This window comes from Streptomyces sp. NPDC004658, assembly GCF_040609555.1.
In the GTDB taxonomy this organism is placed as follows: domain Bacteria; phylum Actinomycetota; class Actinomycetes; order Streptomycetales; family Streptomycetaceae; genus Streptomyces.
Map to the genome: position 1 here is coordinate 1 of NZ_JBEXKG010000028.1, position 16848 is coordinate 16848.

Here is a 16848-nt window from a genome sequence, read left to right on the forward strand (position 1 = left end):
CCTCCTCAACCGCGGCCCCTGGAAGCTCAGCGGCGGCGAGGCGACGGTGAACGCCACGGGCTGGAACGCCGCCGGCGGCTACAACGTGGTCTGGGTGCCGTCCATGCGGATGGTCGTCAACCTCGCCGACCTCGACAAGTCCAAGTGGATCAACCTGACCGGCGCCTCCGGGCACGCCTTCAGCGCGCACTACACGGACCAGACGAGCAAGTGGGCCAAGGGCGAACTGCTGCCCTGGTCGTTCTCGGGCAAGGCGGTGGACAAGAGCACGAGCGACACCCTGGTGCTCAGGCCCTGACCACCGGCGCCCAGCACGGGAACGGCCCTCCACGCGCGCGTGGAGGGCCGTTCCCGCGTCGCGGGAGCGGGGTCAGCCGCGCGGGAAGCGGCGCACTCCCGACGGCGTCACCACCGCGTCCACCGGCTTGTCGTGCGCCTCGGCCGGGACGCGCGCGACGACCTCCGTGTCGTACAGCAGCACCACGAGCCGGGGGTGCGCGCCCGCGCGCTCCAGCCGGGCCAGCACCCGGTCGTACGACCCCCCGCCGCGCCCCAGGCGCATCCCGCGCGCGTCCACCGCGAGCCCGGGCAGCAGGACCACGTCCGCGGCCGTCACGGCGTCCGGGCCCAGACGCGGGCCGGAGGGCTCGAAAAGCGCCATCTTCCCGCCGTGTTGCACCCGCGCGAGGGAGTCCGGGCCGGCGTACTCGCCCCAGTCCAGGTCGTTGTCGGGCAGCAGCGCGGGGAGCAGGACGCGCACGCCCCGCGCGCGCAGCGCGTCCAGCAGAGCGAGCGTGCCGGGTTCGCCCCCCACGGACACGTACGCCGCCACCGTGCGCCCGCGCGCCAGCTCGGGCAGCTCCAGGGCGCGCTCCGCGAGCGCGCGGCCCGCCAGCCGGACGTCATCCGCCGTCAACCTGTTCCTCACCGCGAGGACCTCTCGCCGCAACACGCGCTTGTCAGGCTGGTCCGTACGTCCGTCGTGTTCCACTGGTCGTCCTCGCGCCCTTCTCATGCAGGTCATACAAGGGTCAAGCAACCCGAGCCACAGATTCCCCACAAAGGCACCGGATATGGTTGCGGGCATGACTCAGTCCCACCCCAGGATCAGCAAGGCTGTCATTCCCGCAGCCGGCCTCGGCACCCGGTTCCTGCCGGCTACCAAAGCCACTCCCAAGGAGATGCTGCCGGTCGTAGACAAGCCGGCGATCCAGTACGTGGTCGAGGAGGCCGTGTCGGCGGGGCTCGACGACGTCCTGATGATCACCGGGCGCAACAAGCGTCCTCTCGAGGACCACTTCGACCGCAACTACGAGCTGGAATCGGCGCTGGAGAAGAAGGGCGACGCCGAACGGCTCGCGAAGGTGCAGGAGTCCAGCGACCTGGCCACCATGCACTACGTGCGCCAGGGCGACCCGCGGGGCCTCGGCCACGCCGTGCTGTGCGCCGCCCCGCACGTCGGCCACGAGCCCTTCGCCGTCCTCCTCGGTGACGACCTGATCGACCCGCGGGACCCGCTGCTCGCGCGCATGATCGAGGTCCAGGAGCGGCACGGCGGCAGCGTGGTCGCGCTGATGGAGGTCGCGCCCGAGCAGATCCACCTCTACGGCTGCGCGGCCGTGGAGGCCACCGCCGACGGTGACGTCGTCAAGGTGACGGGACTGGTCGAGAAGCCGGACCCGGCGGACGCGCCGTCGAACTACGCGATCATCGGCCGCTACGTCCTCGACCCGCACGTCTTCGACATACTGCGCAAGACCGAGCCGGGCCGCGGCGGCGAGATCCAGCTCACCGACGCCCTCCAGCAGCTCGCGCAGGACGAGAAGGTCGGCGGCCCGGTGCACGGCGTCGTCTTCAAGGGCCGCCGCTACGACACCGGTGACCGTGGCGACTACCTGCGTGCCATTGTCAGACTCGCGTGCGAACGTGAAGACCTGGGCCCGGACTTCCGGACCTGGCTTCGCAGTTACGTAGCCGAGGAGATGCAGCAATCTTGAGCAGCGCCGCGACCCGCCCCGCCGGCCCGGACGACCTGTGGTCGGTGGACGAGCATCTGGAGGACATCCTCTCGACCGTCCGCCCCCTCGAACCCATCGAGCTGCAACTGCTCGACGCCCAGGGCTGCGTCCTGGTCGACGACGTCACGGTGCCGGTGTCCCTGCCGCCGTTCGACAACAGCTCCATGGACGGGTACGCGGTGCGGGTCGCGGACGTGGCGGGCGCCGGGGAGGAGTTCCCGGCCGTCCTCGAGGTCGTCGGGGACGTCGCGGCCGGCGCGGCCGAACCGGTGCGGGTCGGCCCCGGACAGGCCGCGCGCATCATGACCGGCGCGCCCCTGCCGCCCGGCGCCGAGGCCGTCGTCCCCGTCGAGTGGACCGACGGCGGGCTCGGCGAGGGCCCGGTCGGCGGCATGCGGGCGCGCAGCCTGGCCCCCGAGGGCGCCGAGGGACACGTGCACGTGTACCGCCCCGCCGAGGCACGCGCGCACGTGCGGGCCCGGGGCAGCGACGTGAAGGCCGGGGACCTCGCCCTGGAGGCCGGGACGATCCTCGGCCCGCCGCAGATCGGGCTGCTCGCCGCGATCGGCCGCGGCACGGTGCGCGTGCGCCCCCGCCCGCGCGTGGTCGTGCTGTCCACCGGCAGCGAACTGGTCCAGCCCGGCGAGCAACTGGCCGGCGGGCAGATCTACGACTCCAACAGCTTCGCCCTCACCGCCGCCGCACGGGACGCGGGCGCCATCGCCTACCGGGTGGGCGCCGTCGCCGACGACGCCGAGACGCTCCGCTCCACCATCGAGGACCAGCTCATCCGCGCCGACCTGCTGGTGACCACGGGCGGGGTGAGCGTCGGGGCGTACGACGTCGTCAAGGAGGCGCTGTCGTACGCCGGGGACGCGGACGAGCCGGGCGGCGGCGTCGAGTTCCGCAGGCTCGCCATGCAGCCCGGCAAGCCCCAGGGCTTCGGCTCCATCGGCCCCGACCACACCCCGCTGCTGGCGCTGCCCGGCAACCCCGTGTCGTCGTACGTCTCCTTCGAGCTGTTCGTCCGGCCCGCCATCCGCGCGCTGATGGGCCTCACGGACCTGCACCGGCCCCGCGCGCGGGCCGCTCTCAAGGCGGACGCGGCGCTGCGCTCGCCGAAGGGGCGCCGGCAGTTCCTGCGCGGCACGTACGCCGACGGCGAGGTGACCCCCGTGGGCGGTGCCGGGTCCCACCTGGTCGCCGCGCTGGCGCGGGCGGACGCGCTGATCGTCGTGCCGGAGGACGTGGAGTCCGTCGAGCCCGGCAGCGAGGTCGAGGTGGTCCTGCTCGGCTGAGCCCCGTGGCTTGGCGGTACCGTGTCGCGCACAGCAGGCCCGCGCGCCGCACCGCGCCGGGCCCGGACCGGGAGCGCCACAGCCATGACCCAGCCTTCCCGGGGGGAGACCCCCGGAGCCCCTGCGCAGGACCGACTGACGCACATCGACGAGGCGGGCGCGGCCCGCATGGTCGACGTGTCCGGCAAGGACGTGACCGCGCGCACCGCCCGTGCCAGCGGCCGGGTCCTCGTCGCACCACGCGTGGTCGAGCTGCTGCGCGGCGAGGGCGTGCCCAAGGGGGACGCCCTGGCCACCGCGCGGATCGCCGGGATCATGGGGGCCAAGCGCACCCCGGATCTGATCCCGCTGTGCCACCCGCTGTCGGTGTCCGGTGTGACACTGGACCTGTCGGTCGCGGACGACGCCGTGGAGATCCGGGCCACCGTGAAGACCACGGACCGCACGGGCGTCGAGATGGAGGCCCTCACCGCCGTGACGGTCGCCGCGCTCACCGTGATCGACATGGTCAAGGCGGTCGACAAGGGAGCGGTCATCACGGACGTACGGGTGGAGGAGAAGACGGGCGGCAAGTCGGGCGACTGGAGCCGGGCATGACCTACCGCGCTCTGGTGATCACCGCCTCCAACCGCGCCGCCGCGGGCGTCTACGCGGACAGGGGCGGCCCGCTGCTCGCCGAGGGCCTCAAGAGCCTCGGGTTCGACGTCGACGGCCCGCGGGTCGTCCCCGACGGCGACCCCGTGGAGGCGGCCCTGCGCGCGGGAGTCGCCTCCGGGTACGACGTGGTCGTCACCACCGGCGGCACCGGCCTGTCGCCCACCGACCGCACGCCCGAGGCGACCCGCGCGGTGATCGACCACGAGGTGCCGGGCATCGCGGAGGCCGTCCGCGCGTACGGGCGGGAGAAGGTGCCGGCCGCCGCGCTGTCCCGGGGTCTGGCCGGGGTGGCCGGGCGCACGCTGATCGTCAACCTGCCCGGGTCGACCGGCGGGGTGCGCGACGGCCTCGCCGTGCTGGAGCCCCTGCTGATCCACGCCGTCGACCAGATCCGCGGCGGTGACCACCCGAGACCCGGTGGTACGGGGGGTGCGAGCTGAACAGCCCTTCCTGGCCTGTCGTACTGGCGGACGGCGATGTCGTCCTCCGGCCGATAAAGCTGCGCGACCAGCGGGCCTGGCGCGAGGTGAACCGGCGCAACCGCGACTGGCTGCGCCCGTGGGAGGCGACGATCCCGCCGCCCACCCCGAGCGGGCCGATCGCGCACCGGCCGACCTACCGCCAGATGGTCCGGCACCTGCGCTCCGAGGCGAACGCGGGCCGGATGCTGCCGTTCGTCATCGAGTACCAGGGGCAGCTGGTCGGGCAGTTGACGGTCGCCGGGATCACCTGGGGGTCCATGTGCTCGGGGCACGTCGGCTACTGGGTGGACGAGGCGGTGGCCGGGCGCGGGGTGATGCCGACGGCCGTAGCGCTCGTGGTGGACCACTGTTTCCGCACCGTCGGCCTGCACCGCATCGAGGTCTGCATTCGCCCCGAGAACCGGCCGAGCCGGCGGGTCGTGGAGAAACTCGGATTCCGCGAGGAGGGGCTCCGGCCCCGTTATCTGCACATCGACGGCGCCTGGCGCGACCATCTCGTGTTCGCGCTCACCGCGGAAGAGGTGCCCGACGGTTTGCTCGCGCGGTGGAAGCGGGCACGCTCTCGCGGGAGCCAGCGGACCGAGAGCCAGTGAATTGAATATGTGTTCGAAAATGATCGGCGGTTGACCGTCTCGGGGCGCTGAATTCCCGGCTGCGGTGGTCCTCTGATCGCAAGGGTCGCAAAAAATGCTGGAAATATGAGCCGGATCGTGCGACACACCGGCCCAATTGGCGGATGGCCTCGCGCAAACCCCTCTACGGTGTGAGCGTGAGCAGCAGCGGCCTCATCTACGCAGTCATTGTCGGGGCCTGGGCCGCCTACTTGGTGCCGATGTGGCTCCGTAGGCAGGACGAGCTGAACGAGGCCCGTCCGACGGAACGCTTCAGCACCGCCATCCGGCTGCTGTCCGGACGGGCGGGTATGGAGCGCCGGTACGCCAGGGACCTGCGGGCGCGCTCCGCCCAGGAGGGGGAGCCGGACGCCGTCGATCCGGACGCCGTCACCGACTCGGTGGACGTCCGGGCCTTCGCCGTGCCTCCGACCCGCCGTCAGGTGGCCGCGGAGGCCGAGCCCGAGGCGCCCGACGGCCCCGAAGCGGCGGGCGACCACGCCTCCGTCCCGGCCTCCCGGCCCGTCTCCGCGCCCGCGCCCGCGTCCGGGACCCCACCGGTCCAGCAGCGTGAACCGGCAGCACGGAGCGCGCCGTCGGCGCAGTCGGCCGCGGCACGCGCCCAGCGCTCCAAGGTGCTCGCGCGCCGCCGGCGCACCACCGTGATGCTCTTCCTCGCCTTCACGCTCGGCGCGATCGTCGCCGCCGTCGGCGGCCTCGCCTTCCTCTGGGCTCCCGGCGTGCCCGCCGTGCTGCTCAGCGCGTACATCGCCCATCTGCGGACGCAGGAGCGCCGCCGGTTCGCCTACCAGATGGACCGCCGCCGCGCCGAAGCCGCGGCCCAGCGCCTGCGCGAGCGCCAGCCGCGCCGGCGCCCGCCCGTCGACGCGGCACCGGGCGCCGAGGAACCGCAGGAGGGGCAGGCCACCGAGACCGGCACCGGCCTGTCCGCGCTCGCCGCCGACCGGCGCGCCCTCGTCGAGCAGACCGACCACGCCGAGTGGGTCGACCAGCAGCGCGAGCGGCAGCGGCGGCCCGGCCACGGGGACAGCTGGGACCCGGTGCCGGTGCCGCTGCCGACGTACGTCACCGCGCCGGTCGCCCCGCGGGCCACCTCCGACGTGGATCTCGGGGCCCCCGACACCTGGAGCTCGGCGCGGTCCAGCACGGTCGTGCCGGAGCATGAGGCGGGCCACGCCAAGGAGGGCGAGACACGCGAGCCGGAGCCGGAGCCCGGGGAGAAGGCGGACGGGACGGCGGGCGGGCGCGGCGAGGGACGCCCGCACCCCCGGTCCCGCTCGCGCGGCGGGGCCTCCGCCGCGGCCGCCGCCCGCCGGGCACGGGAACGGGGACGCACGCCCCTCTTCGATCAGTTCGACCAGTTCGACCAGTACGACGACGGCGACCGCCCGCGCGCGGCCAACGAGTGACCCGGGTCACCCCGGAGACCTGCGCTCTGACCAGTCAGGGAGCGGATTTCCAAGCACGCCGATCGGGATGCTAAAGTTTCACTCGTTGCAAGGGCCTGTGGCGCAGTCCGGTAGCGCACCTCGTTCGCATCGAGGGGGCCAGGGGTTCAAATCCCCTCAGGTCCACGCAGCTCAAAGCCCCGGTCGGGATCTCCCGACCGGGGCTTTGACGTGTCGGACGGCAGCGAACTGATCATGGCCCCCGCCCACCTCCCGGAAGTCGTCCGGGAAGCGGTCGGCGTACACCGTGGGGCAGCGGCTTCACCGCCCCCGCGGTCAGAGCCGCTTGGCGTAGCAGAGGCTCTCCTCGTGGTGCCGGTAGTAGCCGAACTTCGCGCACGGCTCGTAGCCGCTGGAGGCGTACAGGGCGATGGCCTCCGGCTGCTTGGTGCCCGTCTCCAGGACCATGCGGACCCGGCCGGCCGCGCGGGCGTCCTCCTCCAGGGCCGCGAGCATGCGGCGGGCCAGGCCCCGGCCGCGCATCTCCGCGACGACGAACATCCGCTTGAGTTCCGCGTCGCCGTCCTCGTTGCCCTCCTCGTTGCGGTCCTGGCTGCGCCAGCCGCCGGTGGCCACGGGGCGGTCGCGCTCGTCGTACGCGATCAGGTACACACCCCGGGGCGGGTCGAAGTCGGCGGCGTCCAGGACCGTGGCGTCGCCCCCGTCGCCGTAGCGCTGGTGGTATTCCTCCTGGACCTCGTCGTTGAGTTTGACGGCGTCGGGGTGATCGAAACGAACGCGGCGGATAATCATGCTGGGTATCGTACTTCTATGCAGTCGGCGGGGGTCCCCGGATTTTGCGGACCCGGACCAGTGTGCCGGTATCGTGCCCGGGTGCTGACTGTGACCTCGGTGAACGTGAACGGGCTGCGGGCCGCCGCGAAGAAGGGCTTCGTGGAATGGCTCGCCGGGACGGACGCGGACGTCCTCTGCCTTCAGGAGGTGCGGGCCGAACCGCACCAGCTGCCCGAGGAGGTCCGCCGGCCCGACGGCTGGCACGTCGTGCACGCCCCGGCCGCCGCCAAGGGCCGCGCGGGCGTCTCCCTCTACACCCGGCGCGAGCCCGACCGCGTCCGCGTCGGCTTCGGCTCGTCGGAGTTCGACGGCAGCGGCCGTTACGTCGAGGCCGACCTGCCCGGCGTCACCGTCGCCTCCCTCTACCTGCCCTCCGGTGAGGTCGGCACCGAGCGGCAGGACGAGAAGATCCGCTTCATGGGCGAGTTCCTCGCCCACCTGAAGGAACTGCGCGAGCGGGCCGCCGCCGACGGGCGCGAGGTCCTCGTCTGCGGCGACTGGAACATCGCCCACCGGCAGGCCGACCTCAGGAACTGGCGCGGCAACACCAAGAACTCCGGCTTCCTGCCCGAGGAACGGGACTGGCTCGGCCGGGTGTTCGCCGCCGAGGACGGCGGGTACGTCGACGTCGTCCGCGCCCTGCACCCGGAGGCGGAGGGTCCGTACACCTGGTGGTCGTACCGGGGGCGGGCTTTCGACAACGATTCGGGTTGGCGCATCGACTACCACGTCGCCACGCCGGGACTGGCCGGCAAGGCGGTCAAGGGCCTGGTCGAGCGCGCGGCCACGCACGCCGAGCGCTGGTCGGACCACGCGCCGGTCACGGTCGTCTACGACCTCTAGCCCCCGTGTCCGGCCGGTCCCACCCGGTCAGTCCCGCTTGTTCAGCCGCCGGTCCAGCGCCAGGGAGAGTTCCGCCTCCACGACGCTGCGGGCCAGCGGGCGCAGTCGGCGCAGGTTCTCCTCGGGGCCGTGGCGCAGGATCAGGTCGGTGAAGAGTCCGGCCAGGGCGTCGGCGTGTTCGCGGACGCGGGCGCCGGCCGCCAGCACCTCCGCGAGGGGGATGCCCTCGCGGACCAGGGCGGAGGAGACGTCGAGCAGGCGCCGGCTGATGTGGACGATCTCGTCGCCGTCGGTGCCGAGGTAGCCCAGCTTCAGGGCGGCGGCCAGGTTCTCGGCCGTGACCTCGCCCTCGAAGCGGGCGGCGAGTTGCTCGGGGGTGAGGCGGACGGGCTCCTCCTCGGTGGGGGTGCCGACGCCGAGCAGGTCGGCGACGTCGCGGCCCTGGTCGAGGGCGTCGGCGAGTTCCGCGATGCCGTTGAGGGTGTGGCCGCGCTCCAGGAGGGCCGCGATGGTGCGCAGCCGGGCCAGGTGGTGGTCGTCGTACCAGGCGATGCGGCCCTCGCGGCGGGGTGGCGGTATCAGCTTGCGTTCGCGGTAGAAGCGCAGGGTGCGCACGGTGATGCCCGCGAGTCGGGCCAGCTCCTCCATGCGGTACTCGCGCCTGACCGGGGGGTGTTCCGCGTCCTCTGCCACGACCGCAGCCTATGGCGTACCGACGGTAACTTTCCTTCGCCCGCCCCCTACCGCTCGGTAGGCGGCTGCTCTACAGTCCCATTGCGCCAGTGTTCACTGGCAGAGTTCCTAGGTGACGCGTGGAGGCTTCGGGATGGCCGAGCACGAGCATGTACGGGTGGCGGTGATCGGGTCCGGGTTCGGCGGGCTGGGGGCCGCCGTGCGGCTGCGCCGCGAGGGAATCACCGACTTCGTCGTCCTGGAGCGGGCGGACAGCGTCGGCGGCACCTGGCGGGACAACAGTTACCCCGGGTGCGCCTGTGACGTGCCCTCGCACCTCTACTCCTTCTCCTTCGCCCCCAACCCGGACTGGCCGCGCACCTTCTCCGGGCAGCGGCACATCCGCGCCTACCTGGAGCACGTCACCGACCTCTTCGGACTGCGCCCGCACATCCGCTTCGACTCCGAGGTCAAGCTGATGACCTGGGACACCGAGAACCTGTGGTGGACCGTCGAGACCACGCGCGGCACGCTGACCGCCGACGTGGTCGTCTCCGCCACCGGGCCGCTGTCCGACCCGAAGATCCCCGACATCCCCGGCCTGGAGTCCTTCCCCGGCAAGGTGTTCCACTCCGCCCGCTGGGACCACGACTACGACCTGCGCGGCAAGCGGGTCGCCATGGTCGGCACCGGCGCCTCCGCCATCCAGATCGTCCCCGCCATCCAGCCGCAGGCCGGCCGGCTCACCCTCTTCCAGCGCACCCCGCCCTGGGTGATGCCCCGCGTCGACCGCGCCATCAGCGGCGCCGAGCGCTGGCTGCACCGCCGGCTGCCCGCCACCGCCCAGGCCCGGCGCGCACTGCTGTGGGGCATCCGCGAGCTCCAGGTGCAGGCCTTCACCAAGCACCCGGACGAACTCGGCCTGGTCGAGCAGCTCGCCAGGCGGAACATGGCCCGCGCGATCAAGGACCCGGCCCTGCGCGCCAAACTCACCCCGGACTACCGCATCGGCTGCAAGCGGATCCTGCTGTCCAGCACGTACTATCCGGCGCTGGCCCAGCCGAACGTGGACGTCGTCGCCGGCGGGCTGAGCGAGATCCGGGGGTCCACGGCCGTGGCGGCCGACGGCACCGAGGCCGAGGTCGACGCGATCGTCTTCGGCACCGGCTTCCACGTCACGGACATGCCCATCGCCGAGCGCGTGGTCGGCGCGGCGGGCGTCACGCTCGCGGAGTCCTGGAAGAACGGCATGCGGGCACTGCGCGGCGCGTCGGCCGCCGGGTTCCCGAACTGGATGACGATCATCGGGCCCAACACCGGCCTCGGGAACTCCTCCATGATCCTCATGATCGAGTCCCAGCTGAACTACATGGCCGACTATCTGCGCCAGCTCGACGTCCTGGGCGGCCGTACCGCCCTCGACGCCCGGCCGGCCGCGGTCGACGCCTGGAACGACCGGGTGCAGCAGCGCATGGAGCGGACCGTGTGGAACACCGGCGGCTGCACCAGCTGGTACCTGGACGCGAGCGGCCGCAACACCACCATCTGGCCCGGTACGACGACCGAGTTCCGGCGCGCCACCCGGCGGGTGGACCTCGCGGAGTACGAGGTCCTGCGCAAGCCCGCGCCGGTGTCCGGTGCCGGCGCCGCCCCGGCCGGCCGGCCGAGCGGGGCCGCCGCATGAGCCGGAGCGCCCACGTCACCTCCGGCCCCTACGCCCCGCCCGCCCCGGCCCGCACCCTCACCGCCGTCTCCGCCGACGGCGCGCGGCTGCACGTGGAGGTGCACGGCCCCGCGGACGCGCCACCGGTCGTCCTGGCCCACGGCTGGACCTGTTCGACGGCGTTCTGGGCCGCCCAGATACGGGACCTGGCGGCCGACCACCGGGTGATCGCCTACGACCAGAGGGGGCACGGGCGCAGTCCCGCGAGCCCCGCCTGCACCACCCGGGCGCTGGCGGACGATCTGGAAGCGGTGCTGGCGCAGACGCTGACGCGCGGGGAGAAGGCGCTCGTCGTCGGCCACTCCATGGGCGGCATGACGGTGATGGCCGCGGCGGAGCGCCCCGGTTTGCGGGAGCACGCCGCCGCCGTCCTGCTGTGCAGCACGGGGAGTTCGCGGCTGGTCGCCCAGTCGCGGGTGGTGCCGCTGCGCGCCGGGCGCGTGCGCACCTGGATCACCGGGCGCGTCCTCGGGTCCCGCGCGCCCCTCGGGCCGGTCACGCCGGTCGCGCGGAGCATCCTCAAGTACGCCACGATGGGCGCCGGTTCGGAGCCGCACATGGTGGACGCGTGCGCGCGGATCGTGCACGCCTGCCCGCGCGCCGCGCGCCACGCGTGGTCGGTCGTCCTCGCCGGGCTCGATCTCGACCACGGCGTACGGCGGTTGAGCGCGCCCACCGCCGTGCTGCACGGCGCGTCCGACCGGCTCACGCCTCCGGTGCACGCCCGTGCGCTGGTCGCGGCGCTGCCGCACTGCGTCGGCCTGACCGAGCTGTCCGGCGTCGGTCACATGACCCCGGTCGAGGCACCCGAGCCGGTGACCGCCCGCATCCGGGAACTCGTCGGCACGTATGTCACGGGGGCTGCCCCCGAGCACGGTTCCACCCCCGAGCAGATCAAGGAGGGCGCATGAGCAGGGTCAGCCTCGAAGGGCAGGTCGCGGTCGTCACGGGGGCGGCACGCGGCGTCGGTGAGCTGCTGGCGCGCAAACTGTCCGCGCGCGGCGCGACGGTGGCGCTGGTCGGGCTGGAGGAGGAGGCGCTGAAGGAGGTCTCCGGGCGGCTGCACGGCGACAGCGCCCACTGGTACGCCGACGTCACCGACCACGAGACGATGAGCCGGGTCGCCGAGGAGGTCAAGGCGCGGTTCGGGAAGGTCGACATCGTGGTCGCCAACGCCGGTGTGGCGACGGGCGGTCCGTTCGCCGACTCCGATCCGCAGGCGTGGCGGCGGGTGATCGAGGTGAACCTCATCGGTTCGGCGGTGACCGCGCGGGCGTTCCTGCCGGTGCTCGTGGAGAGCCGCGGCTATCTGCTCCAGATCGCCTCGCTCGCCGCCATCACACCCGCGCCGATGATGACGGCGTACTGCGCGTCCAAGTCGGGCGTGGAGGCCTACGCGCACAGTCTGCGCGCCGAGGTCGGCTACCAGGGCGTCCGCGTCGGCGTCGGGTACCTGTCCTGGACGGACACCGACATGGTGCGCGGCGCCGACGAGAACGACGTCATGCGGGAGCTGCGGCAGCGGCTGCCGTGGCCGTCCAACAAGACCTACCCGCTGGGTCCCGCCGTGGACCGGCTCGTCGCCGGCATCGAGCGGCGCTCCGCGCACGTGTACGGGCAGTGGTGGCTGCGCGGCATGCAGGGCGTGCGCGGCTATCTGCCGGCGCTCATCGGGACGGTCGGGCAGCGCGAGATGAAGCGGTTCGCGCCCCGCCTGAAGGACATGCGCTCCGGGCTCGTCGGCGCAGGTGGGGCGGCTGACGAGGCAGCGCGCGCTACACAGCGTAACTGATCGACATGCAGAGGGTGTTCGTCCGTGTGAATCTGGTCGAGGCCCCACCGAGGGGCCGGACCCCCACTCATCACGGGAGTGAACCCACATGGGTATGAAGGACCAGTTCCAGGACAAGTCGCGCCAGGCCAAGGAGAAGATGGACCAGGGCCGCGAGAAGGCCGGCCAGCGCGGTCAGCAGGGCCGCCAGGGTCAGCAGCAGGGCCGTCAGGGCCAGCAGCCGCCGGAGCGGGGCGGCCAGAACCACCGTGACATCGAGGACACGGAGCAGCAGATGGAGGACCGGTTCGACCGGGACTACGACGCCTGACCGCTGCGCTCGGCCTCGGCCGGTTGACGTGGGGTGCCCTTCTTCCGGGAGGGCACCCTGCGTCGGTTCCGGGTGGCTCAGGAAGTCGCCCGTGGGGGCAGTTTCGGGCGGGATCGGTTCGGGACGTCGCTGTAGGTCGGGGGGACCGCCGCCGGGTTGGACTCCAGGAGTTCGAGGGCGAGTTCGACGGCGTCGGCGAGCTGGGCGTGACGGCCCTCCGCCCAGTCCAGGGGGGTGCGCAGGATCTCCAGGTCGGGGGCGACGCCGTGGTTCTCCACGGACCAGCCGTAGGCGTCGAACCAGGCGGCGTTCATCGGGACGGTGATGACCGTGCCGTCGCCGAGGCGGTGCCGGCCGGTCATGCCGACCACTCCGCCCCAGGTGCGCTGGCCGACGACCGGACCGAGCTTCAGCAGCTTGAAGGCGGCGGTGATCATGTCGCCGTCGGAGGACGTCGCCTCGTCGGCCAGGGCGACCACGGGCCCGCGCGGGGCGTTCGAGGTGTACGACACCGGTTGCGCGTCCCGGGTGAGGTCCCAGCCCAGGATCGTCCGGGTCAGCTTCTCGATGACGAGTTCGCTGATGTGCCCGCCCGCGTTGCCGCGCACGTCGACGATCAGTGCCGGCCGGGACACCTCCATGCGCAGATCGCGGTTGAACTGGGCCCAGCCGGAGCCGCCCATGTCGGGGATGTGCAGGTAGCCGCACTTGCCGCCGCTCAGCTCGCGGACGACCTCGCGGCGTTTGGCCACCCAGTCCTGGTAGCGCAGCGGCCGCTCGTCGACGAGCGGGACGACGGCGACCCGGCGGGCGTGCCCGGTCTCGTCCTCGGACGGGGTGAACGTCAGCTCCACCGTCGTACCGCCCGAGCCGGCCAGCAGCGGGTACGGGCCCGTCACCGGGTCGACCGGGCGCCCCTCGACGTGGGTGAGGACGGCGCCCTCGCGGATGCCCGTGCCGGCGAGCGGCGAGCGGGCCTTGGAGTCGGAGGAGTCGCCGGACAGGATGCGCTTGACCACCCAGCGGCCGTCCCGGCGGACGAAGTTGGCGCCGAGGAGGCCCTGCCAGCGCTGGTAGTGCGGCGGGCCCTCGTTGCGGCGCGCGGCGGTGACGTAGGCGTGCGAGGTGCCCAGCTCGCCGAGGACCTCGCGGAGCAGGTCGGCGAACTCGTCGGGGGACGCGACCCGTTCGACCAGCGGACGGTACTGGTCGAGCACCGCCTCCCAGTCGATGCCGCACATGCCCGGCTCCCAGAAGTAGGCGCGGATCAGGCGGCCCGCCTCGTCGTAGGCCTGGCGCCACTCGGCGGGCGGGTCGGCCTGGTGCAGGATGCGGCGCACGTCGATCCAGACGGTCGAGTCCGCGTCGCCGAGCTCGGTCGACGGAACGGCCCGCAGGTCGCCCTCGTCCACGACGACCAGCCGGGTGCCGTCGCCGCTCACCGTGAACCAGTCCAGGTGGTCGACCAGTTCGGACTTCTTCGCCTTGGTGATGTTGAAGTACTCCAGGGTCGGGCGTCCGCTGATGTCGGCCGGGTTGACGAAGGTCTCGCCGAGCGCGCCGGAGATCGGCCAGCGCAGCCAGACCAGTCCACCGCCCGCGACCGGGCACAGCCCGGAGTACTTGGAGGCGATCACCGGGAAGGGCGTCACCCGGTCCGCCAGCCCCTCGACCTCGACCGTCACCATGCCGGCCTCGCCGGTCTCCTCGTCCTCCAGCGGATCGAGCCCGCCGGCGGCCGGGCGGCCCTCGGGGTTGAGGGCGAACGGGGAGGGGGTCGCCGAGGAGAGCGGGACCAGGTACGGGCGGCAGCCGAGCGGGAAGGACAGGTCGCCGGTGTGCACGTCGTAGACCGGGTCGAAGCCGCGCCAGGAGAGGAAGGCGAGGTAGCGGCCGTCGCGGGTGAAGACCGGGTTCTCGTCCTCGAAGCGGCCGTTCGTCACGTCCACGATCAGCCGGTCCTTGATGCGGGCCAGTTTGATCTGGCGCAGGGAGCGGCCGATGCCGGGGTGCGACCAGGTGAGCCAGGAGCCGTCGGGCGAGAAGGCGAGGTCGCGGACCGGGCCGTTGACGGACCGGATCAGCTCGGTGATCCCGGCCCCCGCCTCGGCGGTGTCCGGCCCCGCCGCCCCTTCCTCCCCCTCCGCCGGCGCTTCCTCCGGCCCCGCCGTCCCCTCCTCCGGTACGTCGATCAGCAGCAGCCGCCCGTCGTGCGAGGCCACGGCCAGGCGTTCGCCCTCGGGGTCGCAGGCCATCTCCAGGACCCGGCCCAGCGCGCCGGAGGCCAGCCGCCGGGGCGCGCGGTCGCCGGTGGCGCGGGGCAGGTGGGCGATCTCGACGGCGTCCTCGCCCTCGGCGTCGGTGACGTAGGCGACCTGCCCGGTGGAGCCCAGCATCTCCGGCAGCCGTACCCGGACGCCGGGCGTGTCGGTGATCGTGCGGGCCGGTCCGTCGCGGTGGGTGAGCCAGTACAGGCTGCCGCGGACGACGACCGCGCTGGCCCGGCCGGTCTCGTCCACGGAGATGCCGTCGATGTTCTGCGCGGCCGGCACCTGGTAGCGGCGGCGGCCGGTGCGCGGTCCGGCGAGGCGGATGTCGAGCTTGCGCGGCGTCCCGCCCGGGGAGAAGTCGTCCACCAGCCACAGGTCGCCGGCGCACTGGTAGACCACCCGGTCGCCGTCGCTCGAGGCGTGCCGGGCGTAGAAGGCGTCGTGGTCGGTGTGCCGGCGCAGGTCGGTGCCGTCGTGGGCGCACGAGTAGAGGTTGCCGACGCCCTCGTGGTCGGAGAGGAAGGCGATCCGGCCGGCGACGAACACGGGGCAGGCCAGATGGCCGTCGAGGTCCGGCAGCAGGCGCCGCCCGTGCAGCCAGAGGCGGCCCGTGGCGCCGCCGCGGTACCGCTTCCAGGAGGCCGGTTCGTGCGGCGGGGTGCCGGTGAGCAGCAGTGTCCTGCGCTCGCCGGCGATGTCGGCGACCTGGATGTCGGCGACCGGGCCCCAGGGCAGCCGTCCGCCGGGGTCGCCGTCGGCCGGGACCTTGTAGGCCCAGGTGAAGTGGGAGAAGGGCTGGCCGTGGGAGGCCACGGCCAGGATGTCGCTGTCCGGGGTCCAGCCGCACACCTGGGTGTCGGCGCTGCCCCAGTACGTCAGCTGGCGTGCGGGGCCGCCGTCGACGTCGACGAGGTGGATCTCGGGGACGAGGCTGCGCCAGGTCGTGTAGGCGATCCGGCGGCCGTCGGGGGAGAAGCGCGGGTGGCCGGTCTTGGTGCGGTCCGCGGTGAGCCGCCAGGCGCGGCCCGGGACGTCGAGGGGAGCCAGCCAGAGGTCGTCCTCCGCGACGAAGCACAGCAGGTCGCCGCTGAGGTGGGGAAGGCGCAGATAGCTCACGTCCCCATGCTTTTCCGGTCAAAGGGCGCGGGCAACTCCTGGGGCCGGTGCTGTCAGGTTCCTTACAGGCCCTTCACCTTCGTGACCCAACGCACGTACGAAACGGTTTCGTTTCGCTGGAGGGCGGGGTATCGTCATGGATGTACGAAGACGAAGGCTCCGGAGCGGGAAGGTGACGGGCATGACGGAAGCTGTTGCGGCGACACGTCGTAGCCGGATCACGCCCGAGCGCGAGGCCGAGCTGTACGAGGCCGTGCTCGACCTGCTCCGCGAGGTCGGCTACGACGCCCTGACCATGGACGCCGTGGCCGCCCGCACCCGATCCAGCAAGGCCACGCTCTACCGCCAGTGGGGCGGCAAGGCCGAACTGGTCGCCAAGGCCGTGCGGCACAACAAGCCGGGCCGGGCCGAGAACGTCGACACCGGCTCCCTCAAGGGCGATCTGCACGCGCTCACCCTGCGTGCGGACGACTGCGAGATGGAACAGAGCTCCGCGCTGATGCGGGGCCTGGCCATGGCGGTGCACGGCAACCCGGACCTGCTCAAGGCGTTCCGGGAGCATCTCATCGAGCCGGAGATGGCGGACTTCCGCCGTGTGCTGCAACGGGCGATCGACCGGGGCGAGGTCCGTGCGGACAACCCGGCGCTCGGGTTCGTGATGCACATGATGGTCGGCGCGTTCGCCGCCCGCACCATGATCGACGAACAGCCGCCGACACAGGACTTCCTCCTTTCGTACATCGACGCCGTGGTCCTCCCCGCCCTCGGCGTTCGCGCGAGCTGAACGCTCTT

At 72.9% G+C, this 16848-nt stretch carries 17 protein-coding genes and 1 tRNA gene; 14 read left to right on the forward strand and 4 right to left on the reverse strand.

The window, feature by feature from the left end:
* A partial coding sequence (locus ABZV94_RS12980) for a penicillin acylase family protein (RefSeq protein WP_356340249.1) occupies positions 1 to 298 on the forward strand: 298 nt, incomplete at its 5' end.
* 72 nt (positions 299 to 370) lie between these two features.
* Here the strand turns inward: ABZV94_RS12980 and ABZV94_RS12985 are convergent.
* Positions 371 to 1015, reverse strand: coding sequence for a 5-formyltetrahydrofolate cyclo-ligase (locus ABZV94_RS12985; RefSeq protein ID WP_356340251.1), 645 nt, complete (start codon positions 1013 to 1015; stop codon positions 371 to 373).
* Between the two features lie 70 nt (positions 1016 to 1085).
* Between ABZV94_RS12985 and galU the strand changes: the two genes are divergently transcribed.
* From galU to ABZV94_RS13020, 7 genes are all read left to right on the forward strand, one after another.
* The gene (galU, locus tag ABZV94_RS12990) at positions 1086 to 1997 is read left to right on the forward strand and encodes a UTP--glucose-1-phosphate uridylyltransferase GalU (RefSeq protein ID WP_132785284.1); all 912 of its coding nucleotides are present in this window, start codon (positions 1086 to 1088) and stop codon (positions 1995 to 1997) included.
* Positions 1994 to 3316, forward strand: coding sequence for a gephyrin-like molybdotransferase Glp (gene glp, locus ABZV94_RS12995; protein ID WP_356340252.1), 1323 nt, complete (start codon positions 1994 to 1996; stop codon positions 3314 to 3316). Before galU ends, glp begins: the two co-directional genes overlap by 4 nt.
* A gap of 84 nt (positions 3317 to 3400) precedes the next feature.
* Entirely contained in the window at positions 3401 to 3913 is a 513-nt protein-coding gene (gene moaC / locus ABZV94_RS13000) for a cyclic pyranopterin monophosphate synthase MoaC (protein ID WP_030650393.1), read from the forward strand.
* Entirely contained in the window at positions 3910 to 4413 is a 504-nt protein-coding gene (locus tag ABZV94_RS13005) for a MogA/MoaB family molybdenum cofactor biosynthesis protein (protein WP_356340253.1), read from the forward strand. The genes moaC and ABZV94_RS13005 overlap by 4 nt, the downstream gene beginning before the upstream one ends.
* Positions 4410 to 5048: a GNAT family protein gene (locus tag ABZV94_RS13010; protein WP_356340327.1), complete on the forward strand. Its 639-nt coding sequence runs from the start codon at positions 4410 to 4412 to the stop codon at positions 5046 to 5048. The genes ABZV94_RS13005 and ABZV94_RS13010 overlap by 4 nt, the downstream gene beginning before the upstream one ends.
* 176 nt (positions 5049 to 5224) lie before the next feature.
* Entirely contained in the window at positions 5225 to 6496 is a 1272-nt protein-coding gene (glpR, locus tag ABZV94_RS13015; protein ID WP_356340254.1) for a gephyrin-like molybdotransferase receptor GlpR, read from the forward strand.
* 91 nt (positions 6497 to 6587) lie between these two features.
* Positions 6588 to 6661, forward strand: a tRNA-Ala gene (locus tag ABZV94_RS13020).
* 150 nt (positions 6662 to 6811) lie between these two features.
* Here ABZV94_RS13020 and ABZV94_RS13025 read toward each other — a convergent pair.
* Positions 6812 to 7288, reverse strand: a complete 477-nt coding sequence (locus ABZV94_RS13025; RefSeq protein WP_356340255.1) for a GNAT family N-acetyltransferase — start codon at positions 7286 to 7288, stop codon at positions 6812 to 6814.
* 81 nt (positions 7289 to 7369) lie between these two features.
* On the opposite strand from ABZV94_RS13025, the gene ABZV94_RS13030 reads away from it, so the two are divergent.
* Positions 7370 to 8173, forward strand: coding sequence for an exodeoxyribonuclease III (locus tag ABZV94_RS13030; protein WP_356340256.1), 804 nt, complete (start codon positions 7370 to 7372; stop codon positions 8171 to 8173).
* A gap of 27 nt (positions 8174 to 8200) precedes the next feature.
* Here the strand turns inward: ABZV94_RS13030 and ABZV94_RS13035 are convergent, their stop codons facing one another.
* On the reverse strand, positions 8201 to 8821 hold the full coding sequence (locus ABZV94_RS13035; RefSeq protein ID WP_356340328.1) for a MerR family transcriptional regulator: 621 nt from the start codon (positions 8819 to 8821) through the stop codon (positions 8201 to 8203).
* A gap of 178 nt (positions 8822 to 8999) precedes the next feature.
* On the opposite strand from ABZV94_RS13035, the gene ABZV94_RS13040 reads away from it, so the two are divergent.
* The 4 genes from ABZV94_RS13040 to ABZV94_RS13055 all read left to right on the forward strand — a co-directional run bounded on the left by ABZV94_RS13040 (position 9000) and on the right by ABZV94_RS13055 (position 12670).
* The gene (locus ABZV94_RS13040; protein WP_356340258.1) at positions 9000 to 10529 is read left to right on the forward strand and encodes an NAD(P)/FAD-dependent oxidoreductase; all 1530 of its coding nucleotides are present in this window, start codon (positions 9000 to 9002) and stop codon (positions 10527 to 10529) included.
* Entirely contained in the window at positions 10526 to 11479 is a 954-nt protein-coding gene (locus ABZV94_RS13045) for an alpha/beta hydrolase (protein ID WP_356340259.1), read from the forward strand. Before ABZV94_RS13040 ends, ABZV94_RS13045 begins: the two co-directional genes overlap by 4 nt.
* A complete protein-coding gene (locus tag ABZV94_RS13050; protein ID WP_356340260.1) occupies positions 11476 to 12360 on the forward strand; it encodes an SDR family oxidoreductase in 885 nt (294 codons plus the stop codon). Before ABZV94_RS13045 ends, ABZV94_RS13050 begins: the two co-directional genes overlap by 4 nt.
* Positions 12361 to 12448: 88 nt before the next feature.
* Entirely contained in the window at positions 12449 to 12670 is a 222-nt protein-coding gene (locus ABZV94_RS13055) for a hypothetical protein (protein WP_356340262.1), read from the forward strand.
* Positions 12671 to 12747: 77 nt separating this feature from the next.
* On the opposite strand, the gene ABZV94_RS13060 is transcribed toward ABZV94_RS13055, so the two are convergent.
* On the reverse strand, positions 12748 to 16056 hold the full coding sequence (locus ABZV94_RS13060) for a S41 family peptidase (protein ID WP_356340263.1): 3309 nt from the start codon (positions 16054 to 16056) through the stop codon (positions 12748 to 12750).
* Between the two features lie 181 nt (positions 16057 to 16237).
* On the opposite strand from ABZV94_RS13060, the gene ABZV94_RS13065 reads away from it, so the two are divergent.
* Complete coding sequence (locus ABZV94_RS13065; RefSeq protein WP_356340264.1) at positions 16238 to 16840, forward strand: TetR/AcrR family transcriptional regulator; 603 nt, start codon at positions 16238 to 16240, stop codon at positions 16838 to 16840.
* Positions 16841 to 16848 lie beyond the last annotated feature (8 nt).

What these genes read in the sequence shown, in the direction of transcription:
- ABZV94_RS13005 (WP_356340253.1), top strand. Translation starts at nt 3,910, where the DNA reads ATGACCTACCGCGCTCTGGTGATCACCGCCTCCAACCGCGCCGCCGCG.
- ABZV94_RS13050 (WP_356340260.1), top strand. Translation starts at nt 11,476, where the DNA reads ATGAGCAGGGTCAGCCTCGAAGGGCAGGTCGCGGTCGTCACGGGGGCG.
- ABZV94_RS13065 (WP_356340264.1), top strand. Translation starts at nt 16,238, where the DNA reads ATGACGGAAGCTGTTGCGGCGACACGTCGTAGCCGGATCACGCCCGAG.
- ABZV94_RS13055 (WP_356340262.1), top strand. Translation starts at nt 12,449, where the DNA reads ATGGGTATGAAGGACCAGTTCCAGGACAAGTCGCGCCAGGCCAAGGAG.
- ABZV94_RS13035 (WP_356340328.1), bottom strand. Translation starts at nt 8,821, where the DNA reads ATGGAGGAGCTGGCCCGACTCGCGGGCATCACCGTGCGCACCCTGCGC.
- ABZV94_RS12985 (WP_356340251.1), bottom strand. Translation starts at nt 1,015, where the DNA reads ATGAGAAGGGCGCGAGGACGACCAGTGGAACACGACGGACGTACGGAC.
- ABZV94_RS13040 (WP_356340258.1), top strand. Translation starts at nt 9,000, where the DNA reads ATGGCCGAGCACGAGCATGTACGGGTGGCGGTGATCGGGTCCGGGTTC.
- moaC (WP_030650393.1), top strand. Translation starts at nt 3,401, where the DNA reads ATGACCCAGCCTTCCCGGGGGGAGACCCCCGGAGCCCCTGCGCAGGAC.
- ABZV94_RS13045 (WP_356340259.1), top strand. Translation starts at nt 10,526, where the DNA reads ATGAGCCGGAGCGCCCACGTCACCTCCGGCCCCTACGCCCCGCCCGCC.
- ABZV94_RS13025 (WP_356340255.1), bottom strand. Translation starts at nt 7,288, where the DNA reads ATGATTATCCGCCGCGTTCGTTTCGATCACCCCGACGCCGTCAAACTC.
- galU (WP_132785284.1), top strand. Translation starts at nt 1,086, where the DNA reads ATGACTCAGTCCCACCCCAGGATCAGCAAGGCTGTCATTCCCGCAGCC.